The organism is Kribbella sp. NPDC050470 (genome assembly GCF_044458365.1).
Taxonomy (GTDB): Bacteria; Actinomycetota; Actinomycetes; order Propionibacteriales; family Kribbellaceae; genus Kribbella.
Map to the genome: position 1 here is coordinate 307,437 of NZ_JBITHV010000010.1, position 19,154 is coordinate 326,590.

Sequence of the window (19,154 nt, forward strand, 5' to 3'; positions counted from 1 at the left end):
CTGCATGCCAGTGCAATCGTTTGCATGCGTGGTTTTCAGCGCACGGCTCAGGTGGGGCGGATGCGGACGCGGCGGCGAGCCGGGCCCGTGCTCGCGCGGAGCACCAGCTCCGGCGTCAAGAGATCGGGTTGCGGCCAGTCGTCACCTGACAGGCGGGCGGAGAGTTGCTGCCACGCGAGCTCGCCCAGCCGGGCGCGGTCGTTGCGAAGCGAGGTGAGGGGCGGGCGAGCATAGGCGGCGATCGGGATGTCGTCGTAGGAGGCGACCGAGAGCTCGGTGGGGACTTCCACGTCGTTGTCGTGCAACCAGCTGAGCAGGCCGACGCCGACGAGGTCGTTGAACGTGATCACGGCGGTCGCGCGGCTCCGCAGCACGGTTGGGCCGGCGTCGTAGCCGTGGTGTCCGGCCCAGCCACCCTCGATCTCGTCCAGCGTGACGTCGAGGGATCTCGCCGTACGGCGCAACGTCCGCCGGCGCTCACCGTCCGACCAGGACGTCGCCGGACCGCCGACGTACAAGACCCGGCGGTGGCCTAGACCGGTGAGGTGCTCGAGCAGCAGGCGACTCGCGGCGCGGTAGTCGATCGCGACCACACCGGCGTTCTTGACCGTCCGGTTGATGCACACGACCGGCACCGGCAGCCCGAGCGCCTGCTCCAGACCGGCCCGCGTGAGCCGCGAACTGCACAGCACCAGCGCGCCGGAGTGGTCCACGAGCTCCTCGACGAGTCGCAACTCCTCGGCCGGATCCTCGCTGCTCTCCCCGATCAGCAGCCGGTAACCCCCGGCCCGGGCGGCGGCCGCCAAACCCTTCAGCACCTCGGAGAAGAACGGGTTCGCCAGGTCCGGCACGGTCACCCCGACCGTCAGCGGCCGCCCCAGCTTGAACTCCTGGGCCCGCTTGTCGGCGCGGTAACCGAGCTCGCCGGCCACCGCGCGCACGTGCGCGACCACCTCGGGTGAGATCAGGTCGGAGCCGTTCAGCGCCCGGGACACCGTCGACACCGACGTGCCCGCCTCGCGCGCCACGTCGATCAGCCGAACCCGCTCCGCCACGCTCGCCTCTCGCCTCCTGCTCGACCGAGCCGCTGCTCGACCGAGCCGCTGGTCAGGCGGGGCGCCGTCACCCCACCTGCGTTCCTCCGACCCACACGTTCCGGATCGTCACGTCGTCGGCGTACTGTACGACAGCTTCCGCCGCGACCACGTCGAACCGGCTGTTGGTGACCGCGACGGAACGAATCCGCCGGGTCTCTGCTCCCAGCATGCGATATGCCCGTTCGGCCCGCGCCACCCGGACCCGGTCGAACCGGATGTCGCGCACGTCGGGGAACAGCGACTGGTTGCCACCTCCCATGTAGCTGAAGGTGATCTCGAGTGGACGATACATCCACGCCTGCGAGTCGACGTCGTGGACGTTGATGTTGCGCACATACCCGCCCCGGGTCGAGGTCGACTTCACGCACAGCACCCACTGCATCCATGCCTCGTCCGCGGCCGGGTCCGGCGGCATGTGGAGCCGCTGCACCCAGACATCCTCGACGCCGCCGCTCATCTCGCTGCCGACCGCGACCGCGGCGCCTCCGCTGACGAAGGTGCAGTCCTCGACGATGATCCCGCGCGACGGCAGGCCGAGCCGGCGGCCGTCGGCGTCCCGCCCGGACTTGATCGCGATGCAGTCGTCGTGCGTCTTGAAGGTGCAGTCCCGGATCAGCACGTCGGTGCAGGACTCCGGGTTGCAGCCGTCGCCGTTCGGGCCGAGGTTGTCGACGGTGACGCCCTGGACGGTCACGTTGCTGCACTCGAGCGGGTGGATCGTCCACATCGGCGAGTTCCGCACGGTCACACCTTCGATCAGGACGTTCGTGCAGCGGAAGGGCTGGACGAAGCTCGGCCGCAGGTAGTGACCGGCGCCGAAGACACGCTGGTCGACCGGGACCTGCTCGTTGTTCATCCGCTCGAGCTCGCCCCAGTCGGCCCGCTGGTTCGGCAGGCCGGGCCGCCACCCGTACTGACCACTGCCGATCCAGTACCACCAGTGCTCGTTGTCGCCGGCTCCGTCCAGCGTCCCGCGACCGGTGATCGCGATGTCGGTCTGCCCCTCGGCGCGAATCAGGGACGAGTAGTTGTAGACCTCCACAGCCTGCCAGCGAGTACGGACTACCGGCAGATAGTCGGCCGGGTCGGTGCTGAACCGGAGCGTCGCGCCTTCCTTCAGGTGCAGGTCGACCTTGCTGAGCAACTGGATCGCCCCGGTGTTCCAGACGCCGGGCGGTACGACGACATGGCCGCCGCCGGAGTCGTGGCAGGCACGGATCGCCCGGGCGATGCCGGCGGTCGCGTTCTCCGGCGTGGCGCCGTACGCGGTGATCGGGAACCAGGCGTCCCGGAAGCGCGGCGGCCGGATCCTGGACCGCACCGACCACTCGCGGTCGCTGGTCGCCGCGGCGGGCAGCTGGGAACTCATGCCTGCGGCAACGACCCCACCGAGACCGAGCTGTACACCGAGTCCGAGGATGCGACGACGGCTGTGATGCATGGGCGGGCACCTTCCGGTCGACTGCACGGGTAAACCTTTGCACGCAAGTATCCAAGAGATTGCGGCCCGGTCAAGACTTCGTCGCGCCGAGCCGTTGACACCTCGGGCGGACCCGGGCACGATCGGTTGCAATCGTTTGCACCCGCAGGAGGTCGCCCATGTCCGAACAGCTCCGTCGACGCACCCTGTTGCTGACTGGAGGAGCGCTCGCGACCGCCGCGTTCACAGGCGGCGGCACCGCCCCGGCCGCCGCCTCGACCGGTCCCGCAGGTCTGGACGAGGCCGCCGCGGACGCGCAGATCCAGCGCATCCTGTGCCGGATCCTCCCGCCAAGCTTCCCGGACCGCTGGTTCGACATCACCACGTTCGGCGCGGTCGGCGACGACGCGACGGACTGTACGGCGGCGATCCGGGCCGCGATCCAGGCGTGTCACCGGTCCGGCGGCGGCCACGTCGTCGTACCGGCGGGTGATTTCCGGACCGGCGCCGTCCATCTGCTGAGCAACGTCGACCTGCATCTGCAGGAAGGGTCGAGGCTCGCGTTCAGCCAGGACCCGGCGGCGTACCTGCCGGTGGTGCCGACGCGGTACGAAGGCACCGAATGCTACAACTACTCCCCCTTCGTCTACGCCTACCAGCAGCGCAACATTGCGGTCACGGGTTCCGGCGTACTCGACGGCCGGGCGGACGCGACGCACTGGTGGGACTGGACCGGCGGCCCGCCGCCGAACGAGGGTCCGGACAAGACCCTGCTGCTGACGATGGCCGCGGACGGTGTCCCGGTCGAGCAGCGCGTGTTCGGCGACGGCCACTACCTGCGCCCCAACCTGCTGCAGTTCAACCGCTGCCAGAACATCCTGCTCGACGGCATCACGGTCAAGGACTCGCCGATGTGGAACATCCACCCGGTGCTGTGCCGCAACGTCACCATCCGGGACGTGACCGTGGACAGCCCGCACGGCCCGAACAACGACGGCATCGACCCGGAGTCCTGCACCGACGTCCTGATCGAGCGGTGCACGATCTCCACCGGTGACGACTGCATCGCGTTCAAGGCCGGCAAGGACGCGGACGGCCGCCGGGTGAACGTCCCGACCCGGTACGCCGTTGTCCGCGACTGCGAGATGGCGGACGGAAACGGCGGTGTGACGGCCGGCAGCGAGACGACCGGCGGGGTCATGGACATCTACGTCCGGGACTGCAAGATGAGCAGCCCGCGGCTGGAGCGCGCGATCCGGATCAAGAGCAACCCGCAGCGCGGCGGCACGATCGCGAACATCGACGTACGGCGGGTGACCGTCGGGCAGGCCGCGGACGCGGTGATCGAGATCGTCCTCAACTACGCGAACGTGATCACCGGCGCCTACCCGCCGGACGTGCACGGCATCACCATCAGCCAGCTGACCGCAGCCGCCGCGCCGCGCGCGCTGAACCTGCTCGGCCTGGTCGACGACCCGCTCCGCGACATCCGGCTGCACGCCTGCCGGTTCGACCAGATGGAGGAGGAGAACTCGATCCAGTACGTCGAGAACCTCCAGCTCGACCAGGTCTGGATCAACGGCGTCCGGGTCGACAACTGATGGGCTGGGAGTACGCCGACCAGATCCTCGCCGACGTCCGGCCGCCGACCTTCCCGGACGCCGACTTCCCGATCACGGCGTACGGCGCGATCGCTGACGGCCGGACCGACGCGACGAAGGCGATCCGGGCCGCGATCGAGGCGTGTCACGCGGCCGGCGGCGGCCGCGTGGTCGTCCCCGAGGGAACGTTCCTGACCGGCGCCGTCCACCTGAAGTCCCACGTCAACCTGCACGTCGCCGGGACGCTGCTGTTCAGCACGGATCCCGCCGACTACCTGCCGATCGTGAAAACCCGGTACGAGGGCCTGGAGGTGCTCAACTACTCGCCGTTCATCTACGCGCACGGCTGCACCGGCATCGCGATCACCGGCTCCGGCACGCTCGACGGGCAGGCGGACTGGGACAACTGGTGGGGCTGGTTCCACGAGTGCGACGAGGACTTCGCGAACCTGCGGGCGCAGAGCGCGTTCGGCGTACCGCTCCAGGAGCGGGTCTACGGGCCTGGGTACCACCTGCGGTCGAGCTTCATCCAGCCGTTCGAGTGCACGAACGTGCTGATCGAGGGCGTGACGATCGTTCGATCGCCGTTCTGGGAGGTCCATCCGGTGCTCTGCCGGAACGTGACCGTGCAGAACGTCGTCGTCGACACCCAGGGCCCGAACAACGACGGGGTCGACGTGGAGTCGTGCCGGTCGGTGGTGATCCGCGGCTGCACGTTCGACGCCGGCGACGACTGCATCGCGATCAAGTCCGGCCGCGAGGCGGACGGCCTGATGGTGAACGTGCCGTCCGAGGACATCCTGATCGAGGACTGCGTGATGCGGGTGAAGTACGGCGCGATCACGCTCGGCTCGGACATGACCGGCGGCGTCCGCAACGTGTTCGCCCGCAACTGCACGATCGGCGGGCCGGCGCTGTACTTCGGGCTGTACATCAAGACCAACTCGATCCGCGGCGGTTTCGCCGAGAACATCTACCTGCGCGACATCGCCATCTCGAACCTGCTGAAGGAAGTCGTCCAGTGCAACTTCCTCCGCGGTGAGGGCGACACCGGGCCGCTGACGCCGACGGTGCGCAACGTCGAGCTCCGCGACATCACCGTCCAGCACGCCCGCAACGCGTTGATGCTGCGCGGCTACCGGCGCTCCCCCATCCAGGACTTCCGGCTGGTCGACTGCGACTTCACCGTCGACGCCCCGAGCACCGTGCAGCACGCCGCCCTCACCTTCGACAACGTCACCGTGAACACCCACCCGATCACGGACGTCCACCAACTGCGCTGATCAGGGCAGGTGGGCGCAGTTCACGTCCAGGTCCCAGAGGATGACCGACAGCGCGTAGGGGCTGATTGTGTGGTCCCCGTGGGTGGCGTCCTCGAGGATCTCCCAGTGCCCGTTGGTTTCGTTGCTGACGGCATCGTTCCCGATCAGGGTGATCCGGTGCCGTACAGCGGCCTCGTACGACCGGTGGCCGACCCCGTTGAAGCAGCAGTCGTCGAACCGGTTGAGGATCTGCAGCTGCCGGCGGTGCGGCCCGACCGAGCCCAGCGCGTAGATGTCCGGGAAGTCGGCGAGCCCGTAGAACCCAGGCTGCTTGTCCGCCCGCTGCTCCCAGTCGCCGCGGGTCGGGCTCGGCTTCGGCGACCCCGGCCGGACGAAGAACGGCAGCGAGCCGGCCGTCGGGTAGGACCGGGTGATCCGCGGATCCAGCGCCGGGTAGATCGTGGTCGCCCAGCCACCGCCGGACAGGCCGATCATCTGCACCGACGACGGCCGGTACGTCTCCTGCACGTGGTTCATCGCCACCGCGAGCGGCTCCAGGAACAGCGCCAGCGGTGAGTACGACGCGGACTCCCACAGGTTGAGGTCGTTGTGCGACGGCTGCTGCTGGACGTTCGGGTCGACCGGGTCCTGCAGGGTCTTCGGGTTCCAGTGGTAGAACGGCATCGCGAACAGCAGTACGACGTACCCGTGGTCCAGCAGTCCCTGCGTGACCCGCTGCAAGGTGTCGAGCGGTTCACCGTGGCCGTTGTGGTAGAACGCAACCCGGCGGTGAGTACGGTGTACTGGCTCCACCACGAAGGCGGTCGCGACGTAGCCGAAGGGCATGGCGATCTCGAGCCGGTCGTAACGCCGTACGCCGGTGAACGCCGGCAACTCGGCCGGCGTCTCGACGTCACGCCGTACCGTCGGAAGGCCGGTCGGCAGGGTGCCCGTGTCCTTCCACACCTGTGCAACCAGCTGTGGACGCAGGGCGTCCGCGTCGGCGGCCGTGTGGATCTTCATCAGGTCCTCGACGTCGACGCCGACGACCACCTGGGGCAGCGTCTTGTACGCCGCGCTGTGCTCGGCGGCGATCGCGGCGTTCACCGGAGCGACGGGCCGTGGCGCCGGATGCGGGCGTTCGCCGGTCGGAGTCGGCTCCGCTGATGCCTGGGCGGGCCAGCCGGTCGCGGCGGTCGCGGCCAGCGCGCCGCCGAGGACGGTCCTGCGATTGATCATGAGGGGTTCACCTTTCGGGGCGGGGGACGACCGGCTGCCAGCCGCCGAACACGTTCGACGGGTCGCGCAGCCAGGCCGCCTCGTCGGCACTGAGTTGCCTGGAGCACGCAAGTCGCGCACTGGTGTCGAGGGGCCGGCCGGACAGGTCGGTGCTGCGGTACTCCCAGAACCGGACCTGGCCGGCAGCCGCGCAGTCGTTGGGGTTGGTGATCTGGAAGCCCTGCTTCTTCACATGGGCGTCCATCGCGGAGTCGATGAACACGACCTGGCTGGTCGGGAACCGGTTCAGCTCCACCCGGCCGAGGAACACGCTGTCGTCGGGCGCGTCCGGACCGCGGGTCAGCCGCACGTTCACGAAGATGTTGCCCGGGCCGTTGTCGCTGTTGCGGACCTGGTTGTAGTAGCCCTCGTGCAGCGCCTTCAGCTCGGAGCCCCGGACGAAGACGCCGCCGGTCCCCCAGACGAAGTCGACGTCACCTTCGACGTAGCTGTCGGTCACGAAGCCCTTGCCCTGCAGCCGCAGGCTGTCCTGGAACCCGAGGATCCGGACCCGGGCGAGCACGATCCGCTCGCCGTTCCCCCGGAACGCCTCGGCCTGGGAGCCGCGGTACGGCGTCAGGTTCTGCACGGTCGCGTCGGCCAGGCTGAAGTCGTCGGCGTCCACGCCGAACGCGGCCCGCCAGCAGTTGAACCGGTCCGGCTGGGCGAGCACCCGGCGCGGGCAGTACGCCTGCTCGATCGGGACGTTCGCCATCGCGTAGTCGCCGTTCAGCAGGTTGTTGTTCGGGTAGCCGATGACCGTGCGGCCGGCGCCGGACCCGACGATCGTGATGCCGGGCTTGGTCTGCGCGACGTAGATCAGCTCGCGGTACAGCCCCGGCGCGACGTCGATCCGGGACTTGTTGCCGTCCGCGACGAAGTCGATCGCGGCCTGTACCGTGCAGAAGTCACCCTTCGGACCGACCTGGAGCCTGCTGTCCAACGCCGGGTCGTGCTGGGTCCGGAACATCCATTTGTCGATTCCGGGGTGGCCGGCGACGAACCCGGGATCGACGGTGACGTAGTACACCTGTCCGGGCTCCAGCCGCTGATGGGGATGGATCGAGACCGTCCGGCCGTCGACCGTGACCGCCTCGTACATCCACGTATGCAGTTGGCCGTAGTCCGAACGGGCACCGCCGACGAAGCGCTGGTACGACGTGAGGTCGGCGAGATCGATCGTGTCGACGACTTCGCCGCCGGCTCGGTGGATCCGAAGCTTTCCTTGGACACCGAGTCGCACCGGTCCCTGGAAGGTCATGCGGAGGGCGGTGTCGGAGCAGGTCGCGTCCGCCGTGCCTTGCGGTGACAGGACGGGCGTGCTCGTGCTCTCGGTCCGCCAGCCGGTCAGTCGCTGGAGGACCTTGGTCAGCTTGGCCGCCGCGGACTGGTGACCCTTGATGTTGGGGTGGGTGCTGCCGTTGTAGTCGTCCGAGCCGAGCCAGCCGGTGGTGTCGACGTACACGATCCTTCGGTCGTTCGTCGCGGCGACGGCCTGCGCGATGTCTGCGGCGTGGGTGGCGTTGAACGGACGCAGGGCGAGGATCAGGCTGTGTGGGTTCGCGGCCCGGATCTGCTCGAGGTAGGCGCCGTACCTGGGGGTGAACTCGCTACTCGGGTACGGCGCGTCGTTGGTGCCGAAGTTGACCACGATCGCCCCGGGGTCGAAGGGCGTCGCCGGGAAACCGGCCAGGTTCCAGCCGAACGACTCCGACGCCGTACCGACGTTGCCGTGGCCGGGCTGAATGATGCCCTGCTTGCCGAAGCCGACCTGGTTCGTGTCGGCGCCGAACGCCTTGCCGACCAGGTGCGGGTAGGCCTTGGTGCCGTCTGCGCAGTCCGGGCCGAGCTCCGGGCAGAGCGCCATCACGCCCTGGGTGATCGAGTCGCCGTAGAACTCGATCCGGTGCTCGGCGGTGGTCGGCAGCGGGATCAGCGTGGCCAGCGGGGCGAGCTCGATCTTCTCGAGGACGACGCCGGACTGCAGCGGCACTGTCCAGCGGTTCGCGTACTCATCGACGTCCTTGACCAGGATCTCGGCGGTGTGCGCGACGGCCGGGTCGAGTCCCTCGACGAACACCTCGTGGTCCTCGTCGACCGTGACCAGGACGGGCTCACCACGGTCGACCGAGACCCACAGCTGTGCGGGGTTGGTGATCGACTCGGTGTCGAACCAGGCGCCGAGCCGGTCGCCGGTGAAGCGGAACCGCAGCGACGAGCCGGAGTTCACTGTGATCGCCACGTCGTCGTCGCGGCCCCAGTGCCCGTCGCGTTCGATCCGCGGATCGAACGGGCCGAAGGTGGCCGGGTTGGCCGCGGACGTCGCCGTACCGACCGGAACGGTCAGCAAGCCGATCCCGGCCGCGATGACGAGGCACAGGCTGATCAAGGGTCTTCTCACGGTGGTCTCCTCGCGCGGACCGCCGTTCGGGAAGCCCGGGGCGGTGGGCGGGTAATCCTTTTCCTCGGCTACCGTCGCAGCGCTCGGGCCCGGCGTCAAGGCCTCGACACGATTCGGCAGGAAAAGGTTTACACGCCTGCGCTGGCAGCGAATCGTCCGTGGACGTGGTCCAATGAGCCGGTGAGAAAATCGACCAGAGATCGCCCCGGCCGGGTGACGATCCACGACGTGGCCCGGCTCGCGGAGGTCTCCACCGCGACCGTGTCCCGGGTGCTCAGCGGCGGCAAGCCGGTCTCGGACCAGGTCGCCGACCGGGTCCGCGCCGCGGCCGCCGAGGTCGGCTACCGGCCGAACCCGGCGGCCCAGACGCTGCTGCGCGGCAGCAGCCAGACGGTCGGCGTGGTCGCGCCCGATCTCGGCAACCCGTACTTCGCCGAGATCCTCAAGGGGATCTCGGCCGAGGCCGCCGCCGAGGGGAACCACACACTGGTCGCCGGCACCGACGAGGACCCGGACCGGGAGTACCGCGCGGCGCTCGAGCTGGCCCGCTGGGTCGACGGCCTGCTGCTGTGCGCGCCGCGGATGAGCGGACCTCGGCTGAAGGAGGTCGCAGCCGCCAGCCGCAAGCTGGTGCTGATCAATCGCGTACTGCGTCATCCGTCGGTCGGAGCCGTGGTCGTCGACTACCACCACGGCGTCCGGCTGCTGTGCGAGCACCTCGGAACGCTCGGCCACAAGCACATCGTCTACTTGGAGGGTCCGCCGAAGGCCTGGTCGGACCAGCAACGACAGCGCGGTTTCCGGGCCGCCGAGGCAGCCGGTCAGACGATCGTCCGGGTGCCTTGCGGCTCAGCGCTTCGGGATGGCTACGACGCGGTCGACGAGGCGCTCACGCACCGGCCGACCGCGCTGATCGCCTTCAACGACCACGTCGCCGTCGGAGTGCTCAGCCGGTTGCGTGAGCTGGGTGTGAGTGTCCCGGACGACGTGTCCGTGGCCGGGGTCGACGACGCGCCGATGAGCGCCCACACCGACCCCGGCCTCACGACGTACGCCGTCTCCACCGTCGAGCTGGGCCGTCTGGCCTGGCAGCACTTCAGCCCGACGGCGCCGGCCAACACCACCCACCTCGCCGGCGAGCTGGTGGTGCGGGCCTCGACGGGCCGCGCTACACGCCGTCGGCGGTGAAGCTGTAGCTCCCTGATGAGACCCGGCACACCAGCGTCCGATCGGCCGACTCCAGCACCTCGATCCCGTCCTGCTCGGCTACCGGCTGCTTCGACTCCCGGACGGACTCGGGATTGCTGGTCGGCACGTGAACCGTCGCCGTCGCGCCCGGCGGGATCACGACCTGCAGGGCGAACGTGCCGTCGTTCACCTCCCACCGGGTGGACACCCGACCGGTGGGCGTGTCGTAGGCGCCCTCGGCCCACGTCAGCCGGCCACCCGGCCGCGGCCGGATCACCAGCTCACGGAAGGCGATCGAGTCCGCGGCCTGGTCGATGCCGGCGACCCCGCCGTACAGCCACTCGCCGACCGACCCGAGTGAGTAGTGGTTGAACGAGTTCATCGCCACCGGCCCGAACCCGTTCTCCTCCGTCCAGCCGTCCCAGCGCTCCCAGATCGTGGTCGCGCCGTGCCGGATCGAGTAGCCCCAGGACGGGTAGCGGTCGTCGTGCAGCAGGTCGTACGCGAGCTCGACGTGCCCGTACTTCGCGAGGATCGGGCACAGCAACGCCACGCCCGCGAACCCGGTCGTCAACGACCGGCCGCGCTGCTCCAGATCGGCGACAAGGTGCTTCACCGCCGCCTGCTCGTGCTCCTCCGGCAGCAGACCGAACGCCAGTGGCAGCAAGTAGCCGGTCTGCGTGTCGCCCCGGACCTTGCCCTCGGCATCCACGAACTCCCGGACGAACGCGGCCGCGATCCGCTCGCGTAGCTCGCCGTACCGTTGTTCCTCGTCGGGCAGGCCGAGCACTCGCGCCGCTGCAGCGGTGAACTCGGCACTGCGCGCGAAGTATGCCGTCGCGAGCACGTCGCGATCCGTCCGTACGTCGACCTGCAGCCAGTCGCCGTAGTGGCCGCTGGTCCGGTTGCGCCAGATCAGGTCCGGGTTCGCCTGGTGGACGTAGTCGACCCAGCGTCGCATCGTCGGCCAGGCCTGCTTCAGTACGCGTTCGTCGCCGTACATCCGGTAGAGCGTCCACGGGACGATGGTCGCAGCGTCCGCCCAGGCGGGCGTGCCGTGGCGGCCGGTGATCACGTGCGGGATGACGTCCGGGATCGCGCCCTCGTCGGTCTGGGCGACGGCGAGATCGCCCATCCAGTTCTCGAAGAAGGTCAGGACGTCGGCCTGGTACGCCGCGGTCGGCAGGAAGATCTGGGCGTCCGCCGTCCAGCCGAGGCGTTCGTCACGCTGCGGGCAGTCGGTCGGCACGCTGACGAAGTTGCCGCGCTGGCCCCAGCGGATGTTGCTGAGCAGTTGGTTGACGCCCGAGTCGGAGCACTCGAAGCGGCCGGCGACCGCGGTGTCCGAGTGCAGCGCCCGGCCGGTGACGTCAGCCGGCGTGAGCTCACCCGGGTAGCCGTCGACTTCGACGTACCGGAAGCCGTGGACGGTGAACAGCGGCTCGAAGAACTCCTCCGCGCCGCCTGCGCTGACGTAGTAGTCCGTCGCGTCGGCGGTCCGGAGGTTGGCTGTGTAGAGACCGCCGTCGGACTCGAGCATCTCGCCGTGCCGCAGCCGGATCCGGTCGCCTTCCGCTGCGCCGCGCACGCGCAGACGGACTCGGCCTGCGATGTTCTGCCCGAGGTCGACGATGTAGCGGTCGCCGTTGCGGGTCACCTCGACGGCCGGCAGGTCCTCGGTCACCCGGACCGGCTCGGTGCTGGCGGCAACCAATGTCGATATGTCCGCACCGACGTCACCGGCCGGCGCCCAGTTGGTGGCGTCGTACCCGGGGCTAGACCAGTCGCCCAGCTCGAGGCGGGCGTCGTACGACTCGCCCATGAGGAGGTCGGCGAAGCGCAGTGGGCCGGTGCGCTCGACCCAGCGGCTGCCAGTCGCGATGACGGTCTGCGAGCCGTCGGTGTGGTCGACGACGAGCTGGGCGAGCAGTTGGGGCTTCTTGCCGTAGTGGTGTGCGTGGCTGCGGGTGTCCCAGCCGACGTACCCGGACCACCAGCCCTCGCCGAGCACTGCTCCCAGGACGTTCTCGCCTTCTTGGAGCAGGTCGGTGACGTCGTACGTCTGGTAGGCGAGGCGGTAGCGGTAGTCGGTCCAGCCGGGGGTCAGCTCGTCGTTACCTACTCGCCGGCCGTTGGCTTGCAGCTGGTAGAGGCCGTGTGCGGTCGTGTAGACGCGTGCTCTGCTGATCGGCTTCGGCAGGTCGAAGGACCGGCGGTAGTAGCGCGGCGCGGCGATGGTGGCCTGGCGCACCGTGCGCGGCTCGTCGCGGTCGACGGGCGGCTCGAAGTACGGGTCGGTCTCGTAGTCGTGCTCGACCCAGCGGGCCTGCCACTCCTCCGGGTGCAGGATGCCGGTGGCGAACGTCGCAGAAGCCTCACAGACCTTCCCCGCTGCGTCACGCACCTCCAGCCGCCACACGTAGTCGGTTTGCGACGTCAGCGGTGCGCCGCCGTGGTCGACGTACGTCTGCTCGTCGGTCAGCCAGCCGCTGTCCCACACCTGTACGCCGTCGCGCTCCAGGCGGATCCGGGAGGCGTCCTGCCGGTCACCACGCACCGGCGAGGCCAGCCGCCAGCTGAACCGCGGCCGGTCGTTGCCGATGCCGAGCGGCTCCAGCCGGTGCTCACAGCGCAGGTCGTACGGCGTCAGGGCCGGGACGCTGGGTGGATCGGTAAGCAGCCAGCCGGTTGCCTCGCTTGTCACCAGGACCACTCCGTTTCGGGTCGGTGGAGCTCGTAGTCACGCAGACCGCCGGCGTGCTCCGGGCGGTCGCCGTACATGGGCCGGGCGTGGCCGGGCGGGTCGATCGCGATCACGTCGTCACCGCGCCAGGTGGTCCGGAACTCGTTGCCGGCCGCGAGCTCGGTAGTGGTCTGCTCGACCATCGGGAACGTCACCACGATGCGCTCGCCCTTGTGCGGCTTGGGGATGGACAGGTAGCCATCCGGCGCCCAGATGCGCTCCGCGCCGGTGCGCTCCTCAGCGCCACGCTGCAGCTTGAGGCGTGCGTAGCCTGCCCACTCGGGGACTCTGACGCGCAGCTCGTCCACTGGCTCGTTGACGCTCAGCTCGACCTTGCCTTCGACCGGCAGGTGGCTGACCACATCGACCGTGTGGTGTGCGCGGGTGAGAAGCAGGTTGACTCTGGTGACGTTGCTGTCGCCCGTGACGATGCTGTTCCACGCCCAGAACAGTCCGCGGACACCGGAGCCGACACAGCAGGCCTGTACGTCGTTGGTGTGTCCGCGGCCCAGTGGTACGTCGGAGACGTAGTCGTTGGGAGCGCCGTACCCGCAGAAGGCGCCCAGCACGCGCTCCCCCACGTCCACGTAGGTCCGCCAGCCGGGGATGTCGCGTGACCGGTCCGGGGCTGTCTGCACCCAGCTCACATCCTGCAGTTGCGACGCGGCCAGGTGGTTGCGGACGAACCGCTCCACCACGGGCCAGTACGACGTGAGTCCGCTGCCGGCGAGCGTCGTACCGAGGCCGATGAGGTCGACCAGGGAGCAGGTCTCGTGCTCGTAGCGCTGGTCGGCCAAGTCGCCCGGGGTCCAGCCGAACCTGGTGGCCTGGGTCAGCACCCAGTCGTAGCTGCGGCGGGTGAACTCGGTCAGGCCGTGGTCGCCGGTGTGCCTGGCCAGCCGGGCGAGCCCTTCAAGCGTGCCGACGCGGGTATGGAAGTGGCCGCTGCGGTAGGCACGCGCGGAGTTGAAGCTGCCGTCCTCGAGGTAGACGCCGCTCTTCTCCACGATGAGCCGGGCGAACCACTCGCAGAGCTCCAGCGCGTCCTGGTTGCCGGTTGCCTGGTGGTAGCGCAGCAGCGGCATGATCAGGCGGCCGGAGAACGATGCCGGGTCCGGTGCGAGGTGCAGGTCGATCGCGTTGGAGGACGGCCAGCCAGCAGCGGTGTACTCCGAGGCGGGGTAGAACCAGACGTCGCGTTCCTTGATCGCGATGCGCTTCAGGGCTGCGACCTGGTTGTCCGCTGCGCGCCTGGCTTCCGGGTCGCCGGTGGCGACGACGGTGGTGGTCAGGGCGAGGATGGTCGCGCGCTGGTCGATCAGGTTGGCGTTCGCCTTCCAGTGACCGCGCGGGTGCTCGCGGCGGTAGGTGAGACCGTCCTCGTGCAGCAGGTCGAACAGGGTCTGCCGGTAGCGGTCGGCGATCTTCTCCCACTGCGGATCCCAGTTCGTGCCGCCGGTCATCTGCTTCGCCAGCAGGTACGCGTCGGTCAGTCGGCCGTGGCTGGAGCCATAGTCCCAGTCGCCGTGGTCGAGCCGGGCCGGGCGGGCCAGCAGGTTCGCGCTGAAGAACGGGATGCCGTCCAGGTCGTCGTCGGCCAGGCCGGTCACCGCGTTCATCGCCAGCGCGGCCCGCTCTTCGAGCAAAAGGGTCGCCGGGATCGTCACCATGAGGAAAACCTTTACCCTTGGAAGGGGTGATGTCAACGCTCTATCCACAGGCTGGCGGATCGGCCTTGTTTTCTTGACGATCTACGGCGGAGACTTGCGGACTTCGCTCCAAGGAGGACGACGATGAGAGCAGCAGTGCTCGAGGAGCCGCGGCGGGTTGTCGTGGCCGACGTACCGGATCCGGCGCCGGCGGACGGCGTGCTGCTCCGGATGCACGCGGTCGGGTTGTGCGGGTCGGATCTGCACACCTGGCGCGGGCATCATCCGTTCCGGAAACCGCCGGTCGTGCTGGGGCATGAGGGTGCCGGTGAGGTGGTTGCCTCGTCCGATCCCGGTTTCCGCGTGGGCGATCGGGTCGCCGTATTGCCCGCGTTGTCGTGCTGGGAGTGTGCGCGGTGTGAGGCCGGGCATCCACATCTCTGCGCCGGGAAACGGGTGCCGGGTGGCGGCTGGCCGGGGATGCTGAGTGAGTACTTCGCCGCGCCTGGGCGGGTGCTGGTGCCCTTGGCCGACGAGGTTGGGTACGACGAGGGTGCCCTGATCGAGCCGTTGGCCGTCGCGTGGCACTGCACCTGGGGTGTCGAGGCGGGGTCGTCGGTGGCCGTGCTGGGTGGTGGTCCGATCGGCAGCCTGGTCGCGGCGGTCAGCCGGATCCGTGGGGCGTCGACGGTGCTGGTGACCGACGTCAAGGCCTACAACCGTGAGTTCCTGGTGCAGCAGGGCGTTCCCCACGTCGTTGATCCATCGGCTGTCGACCTGACCGGTGGCCACTTCTCTGCCGCGGCTGTCGGGGCCGACCCGGCCGGCGACGGCTTCGACGTCGTGGTGGTCGCTTCCGGTCACCCGAGCTGTCTGGCCGAGGCATTCGCGTTGTGTCGACCTCGCGGTCGGGTGGTTCTGCTGCCGATGTTCGCCGGTCCGCTGTCGGTCGATCTGAACCCGGTGGTCCTGAAGGAGGTCACCGTTCAGGGGTCGACGATCTACACGCCGGCCGACTTCCGGCACGCGGCGCGGTTGATCAACGACCGCGTCCTGGACGTCCGGCCGTACATCACGTCCAGCGTGCCCTTGGCCGAGACGCCAGAGGTGCTGACCGCGATGGATGCCGGCATCGACCACCTCAAGATCCAGATCGAGCCGACCCGATGAGCGCGCCCGAGGTGGTGGCGACGTACCTGGTGGAGAGTTACCTCCCGCTGGAGGACGCGGCCGAGGTGATCGCGGGTGAGCAGTCGACGGGGACCTTCGTGGCTGTCGCCCGGGAGACTGCGGAGCTGCGGGGCCGATTCGCGGCCCGGGTGGTCTCCGTGGATGAGCTGCCACCGGCAGATCTCACCCACGACCTCCCTGGTGCCGTTCGGATTCCCGGCGCGCGCCGACGCCGTGGACGGGTTCGGATCTCCTTCGGCCTGGACAACTTCGGTCCCTCGCTGCCCAACCTGCTGGCTGCCGTCGCCGGGAACCTGTTCGAGCTCCGCCAACTGGCCGGGATCCGGCTGCTCGACCTCGACCTCCCGTTGGCCTTCGCCGAGCGCTATCCAGGGCCGCAGTACGGCGTGAGCGGGACGCGTGAGCTTTTGAAGCGGCCGGACGGCGTACTGCTCGGGACGATCGTGAAGCCGAGCATCGGGTTGCCGGTCGAGGAACTGCGGATCGTCGTCCGCGAGCTCGCCGAGGCCGGCATCGACTTCATCAAGGACGACGAGCTGATGGGCAACCCGCCGCACTCACCGCTCGCCGAGCGGGTGGCTGTGGTCAGCGAGGAGCTGGACAAGGTCGCGGCGCGCACCGGGCGGCGGCCGATGTACGCGTTCAACATCACCGACGACCTCGACCGGATGGCGTCCAACCACGACCTGGTCCGCGATGCCGGCGGCACGTGCGTGATGGTGTGCGTCAACCTGGTCGGCCTCGCCGGGCTCGCATGGCTCCGCCAACGCTGCGAGCTCCCGATTCACGGTCACCGCGCGATGACGGGCGTCTTCACCAGAGCCCCCGGCCTCGGCATCGACTTCGTCGCCTGGTCCAAACTGGCCCGCCTGGCCGGCGCCGACCACCTGCACACCAACGGCCTGTCCAAAAAGTTCTACGAGACCGACGAGGAGGTCCTCCGCTCCATCGCGGCCGTCCAGCAACCTCTCTTCGAGAGTGTCGCGCCATCCTCACCCCAGCCCAGTCCCTACGAGACCCTCCCGGTCCTCTCCTCCGGCCAGACGCCCGGCCTGGCCCCCGAGACCTACCGCCGTACCAACACCACCGACCTGCTGGTCCTCGCCGGCGGCGGCATCCACGGCCACCCGGCCGGGCCAGCTGCCGGCGTCACCGCCATGCGCGCCGCCTGGCACTGCGCAGTAAACGGCGAAGACCTAACCACGACAGCCGCCACCAACTCCGCCCTACTCCAGGCCCTCGAAACCTTCGGATTCCCCCATGCTTGAAGCCGCCTTCTACGGGGACGACTTCACCGGGTCGACCGACGCCCTGCGTCAGTACGCACGCTGCGGCCTCCGCTCGATCCTGCTGGTGGACCTCCCGCCGATGGCCGAGCTCCGCACGTTGGCCGAAAGCTACGACGTCATCGGAGTCGCCGGCATCGCGCGATCGCTCCCACCTGATGAGCAGGAGGCAGAGATCCGCCCGATCCTCACCGCCCTCCGCGACCTCGACCCCCGCGTCGTCCAGTACAAGATCTGCTCGACCGCCGACTCCTCATCAACCCTCGGCAGCATCGGCCGCGCCCTGGAGGTAGGCCGCTCCATCTTCGGCTCCACCCCCGTACCGATCCTCGCCGCTCAGCCCGAGCTCGGCCGCTACACCGTCTTCAGCCACCACTTCGCCGCCGAATCCGGCACCATTCACCGCCTCGACCGCCAACCGACCATGTCCACCCATCCCGCCACGCCCATGCCCGAATCCGACCTCCGCCGGCACGTAGCAGCCCAAACCTCGCTGCGGATCGACGCCGTTCACCTCACCACGTACGCCGACCTCCCCGACACCTACTCCGACCAGTCCGCCGACGCTGTAGTCCTCGACGCCCTGACCGACGCCGACCTCCACGTCCTGGGCCGGACCCTCGTTGCATCCAGCAACGACTCCGCCCTCTTCACCATCGGCTCCGGCGGCCTCTCCCGCGCCCTCGCGCTGAACCTGACCCCCAGCTCCCCAACCCACCCCACCGCCCCGAAGCCCTACGACTCCACGACCACACCCGCGGCACCACATGGCCCACTCCACTCGCGCACGGAGGACCGCGATCACTCCCAGCCGCAGGTCCTAGCTGTCTCAGGCAGCCAATCCCCTCGCACCGCGGACCAGATCAAACAAGCCGCGGCCGCCGGCTGGACCATCCTGCACCTGACCGACACGGAACCCACCGCCGCCGCAGCCGTGCAAAGCCTTCAATCCGGCGCCCCCGGCGTCGTAGTCCACACCGGCCACGCCACCCGCCCAGCCGCCGAATCCCTTCCCCACCTAGCATCCGCCCTGGCCGGGATCATCCACACAGTCACCCGGCAAACCGCCGTACGCCGCCTGGTAGTAGCCGGCGGCGACACCTCCAGCCGGGTCCTCCGCAACCTGGGCATCACCGCCCTGGAGCTCACCACCACCGCCCCCACCTTCGGCACCGGAGTCGCGGAGTGCCGCTCAATCGCCCCCACCCCCACCACCCACGCCCTCTCAATCCTCCTCAAACCCGGCCAACTAGGCCCACCCAACCTCCTAGAAACCTTCCGCACCACCTAGCCCCACCCCATCCCCCCAACCCGGCGGGTCGATGCACCACCTAGCACCACCCATCCCCCACCACACCGCAGCCACAGTCCACACCTCTGCACACCCACGAACCCGCACCCACAGCACCATCGCGGTGACGACGCCGTGCAGCGCACGCCGGGCACCATGCCCAGACACCGACCCCATCGCCGAGCACTCAGCCCGCAACCGCGGCCCGACCCTGGCCGCCCGCCTCTCCGCCTCCCCCTCCCCGCCTCCCTCTCTCCGCCTCCGGGCCGCGCCGTGTCCCGGCCACGCCGTCTCCCCGCCTCCGGCCCACGCCGTGTCCCGACCACGCCGCCTCCCCGCCACCGGGCCACGCCGTGTCCCGACCACGCCGCCTCCCCGCCACCGGGCCACGCCGTCTCCCGACCACGCCGCCTCCCCGCCACCGGGCCACGCCGTCTCCCGACCACGCCGCCTCCCCGCCACCGGGCCACGCCGTCTCCCGACCACGCCGCCTCCCCGCCTCCGGGCCACGCCGTCTCCCGACCACGCCGTCTCCCCGCCTCCGGGCCGCGCCGTCTCCGGGCCACGCCGTCACCTGGCCACGCCGTCTCGAGGCGCGCTACCGCAACGGCACCCTGCGACGCCACCGGACCCACGCGCGCAGCCCGACCTGCGCGCGGCAGGTGCGTAGCGCCCGTGCTGGAGGCCACCACGGGCGCCGGATGACTGGCAACCGCACGCCCACCTCGGCACATCCCGCCGATCACG

General features: G+C 69.6%; 12 protein-coding genes. 6 read left to right on the top strand and 6 right to left on the bottom strand.

The window, feature by feature from the left end; translation table 11 throughout:
- Window positions 1–47: 47 nt before the first annotated feature.
- Both ACIBGM_RS30635 and ACIBGM_RS30640 read right to left on the bottom strand, forming a co-directional pair.
- Window positions 48–1,055 (bottom strand): LacI family DNA-binding transcriptional regulator, encoded by a 1,008-nt coding sequence (locus tag ACIBGM_RS30635; RefSeq protein ID WP_360536680.1) that lies wholly within the window; start codon window positions 1,053–1,055, stop codon window positions 48–50.
- Window positions 1,056–1,122: 67 nt separating this feature from the next.
- On the bottom strand, window positions 1,123–2,538 hold the full coding sequence (locus ACIBGM_RS30640) for a glycoside hydrolase family 28 protein (RefSeq protein WP_396387490.1): 1,416 nt from the start codon (window positions 2,536–2,538) through the stop codon (window positions 1,123–1,125).
- 158 nt (window positions 2,539–2,696) lie between these two features.
- On the opposite strand from ACIBGM_RS30640, the gene ACIBGM_RS30645 reads away from it, so the two are divergent.
- Window positions 2,697–4,118: a glycoside hydrolase family 28 protein gene (locus ACIBGM_RS30645; RefSeq protein ID WP_396387491.1), complete on the top strand. Its 1,422-nt coding sequence runs from the start codon at window positions 2,697–2,699 to the stop codon at window positions 4,116–4,118.
- Entirely contained in the window at window positions 4,118–5,401 is a 1,284-nt protein-coding gene (locus ACIBGM_RS30650) for a glycoside hydrolase family 28 protein (RefSeq protein ID WP_396387492.1), read from the top strand. Before ACIBGM_RS30645 ends, ACIBGM_RS30650 begins: the two co-directional genes overlap by 1 nt.
- Here ACIBGM_RS30650 and ACIBGM_RS30655 read toward each other — a convergent pair whose 3' ends face one another.
- Together ACIBGM_RS30655 and ACIBGM_RS30660 are read right to left on the bottom strand one after the other, a co-directional pair.
- A complete protein-coding gene (locus ACIBGM_RS30655; protein ID WP_396387493.1) occupies window positions 5,402–6,619 on the bottom strand; it encodes a hypothetical protein in 1,218 nt (405 codons plus the stop codon).
- A 7-nt stretch (window positions 6,620–6,626) separates the two neighbouring features.
- Window positions 6,627–9,059 (bottom strand): pectinesterase family protein, encoded by a 2,433-nt coding sequence (locus ACIBGM_RS30660; protein ID WP_396387495.1) that lies wholly within the window; start codon window positions 9,057–9,059, stop codon window positions 6,627–6,629.
- Between the two features lie 180 nt (window positions 9,060–9,239).
- Here ACIBGM_RS30660 and ACIBGM_RS30665 point away from each other — a divergent pair, with 180 nt between their 5' ends.
- Window positions 9,240–10,247 carry a LacI family DNA-binding transcriptional regulator gene (locus ACIBGM_RS30665; protein WP_396387496.1) on the top strand — a complete coding sequence of 336 codons (1,008 nt, stop codon included), beginning with the start codon at window positions 9,240–9,242 and terminating at the stop codon, window positions 10,245–10,247.
- On the opposite strand, the gene ACIBGM_RS30670 is transcribed toward ACIBGM_RS30665, so the two are convergent.
- Window positions 10,228–12,951 carry a glycoside hydrolase family 78 protein gene (locus ACIBGM_RS30670; RefSeq protein WP_396387497.1) on the bottom strand — a complete coding sequence of 908 codons (2,724 nt, stop codon included), beginning with the start codon at window positions 12,949–12,951 and terminating at the stop codon, window positions 10,228–10,230. The genes ACIBGM_RS30665 and ACIBGM_RS30670 overlap by 20 nt on opposite strands.
- Window positions 12,948–14,660 (bottom strand): hypothetical protein, encoded by a 1,713-nt coding sequence (locus ACIBGM_RS30675; RefSeq protein ID WP_396387498.1) that lies wholly within the window; start codon window positions 14,658–14,660, stop codon window positions 12,948–12,950. The genes ACIBGM_RS30670 and ACIBGM_RS30675 overlap by 4 nt, the downstream gene beginning before the upstream one ends.
- A 123-nt stretch (window positions 14,661–14,783) precedes the next feature.
- On the opposite strand from ACIBGM_RS30675, the gene ACIBGM_RS30680 reads away from it, so the two are divergent.
- From ACIBGM_RS30680 to ACIBGM_RS30690, 3 genes are read left to right on the top strand one after another with little or no spacing between them, the layout of a single operon-like run.
- Complete coding sequence (locus tag ACIBGM_RS30680) at window positions 14,784–15,809, top strand: zinc-binding dehydrogenase (protein ID WP_396387499.1); 1,026 nt, start codon at window positions 14,784–14,786, stop codon at window positions 15,807–15,809.
- Complete coding sequence (locus tag ACIBGM_RS30685) at window positions 15,806–17,098, top strand: RuBisCO large subunit C-terminal-like domain-containing protein (protein ID WP_396387500.1); 1,293 nt, start codon at window positions 15,806–15,808, stop codon at window positions 17,096–17,098. The genes ACIBGM_RS30680 and ACIBGM_RS30685 overlap by 4 nt, the downstream gene beginning before the upstream one ends.
- On the top strand, window positions 17,091–18,407 hold the full coding sequence (locus ACIBGM_RS30690; RefSeq protein WP_396387501.1) for a four-carbon acid sugar kinase family protein: 1,317 nt from the start codon (window positions 17,091–17,093) through the stop codon (window positions 18,405–18,407). The genes ACIBGM_RS30685 and ACIBGM_RS30690 overlap by 8 nt, the downstream gene beginning before the upstream one ends.
- Window positions 18,408–19,154 lie beyond the last annotated feature (747 nt).

Bases quoted from the DNA above. Each gene is read 5' to 3' on its own strand.
- ACIBGM_RS30640 (WP_396387490.1), bottom strand. From the start codon at position 2,538: ATGCATCACAGCCGTCGTCGCATCCTCGGACTCGGTGTACAGCTCGGT.
- ACIBGM_RS30645 (WP_396387491.1), top strand. From the start codon at position 2,697: ATGTCCGAACAGCTCCGTCGACGCACCCTGTTGCTGACTGGAGGAGCG.
- ACIBGM_RS30650 (WP_396387492.1), top strand. From the start codon at position 4,118: ATGGGCTGGGAGTACGCCGACCAGATCCTCGCCGACGTCCGGCCGCCG.
- ACIBGM_RS30655 (WP_396387493.1), bottom strand. From the start codon at position 6,619: ATGATCAATCGCAGGACCGTCCTCGGCGGCGCGCTGGCCGCGACCGCC.
- ACIBGM_RS30675 (WP_396387498.1), bottom strand. From the start codon at position 14,660: ATGGTGACGATCCCGGCGACCCTTTTGCTCGAAGAGCGGGCCGCGCTG.
- ACIBGM_RS30680 (WP_396387499.1), top strand. From the start codon at position 14,784: ATGAGAGCAGCAGTGCTCGAGGAGCCGCGGCGGGTTGTCGTGGCCGAC.
- ACIBGM_RS30685 (WP_396387500.1), top strand. From the start codon at position 15,806: ATGAGCGCGCCCGAGGTGGTGGCGACGTACCTGGTGGAGAGTTACCTC.
- ACIBGM_RS30690 (WP_396387501.1), top strand. From the start codon at position 17,091: ATGCTTGAAGCCGCCTTCTACGGGGACGACTTCACCGGGTCGACCGAC.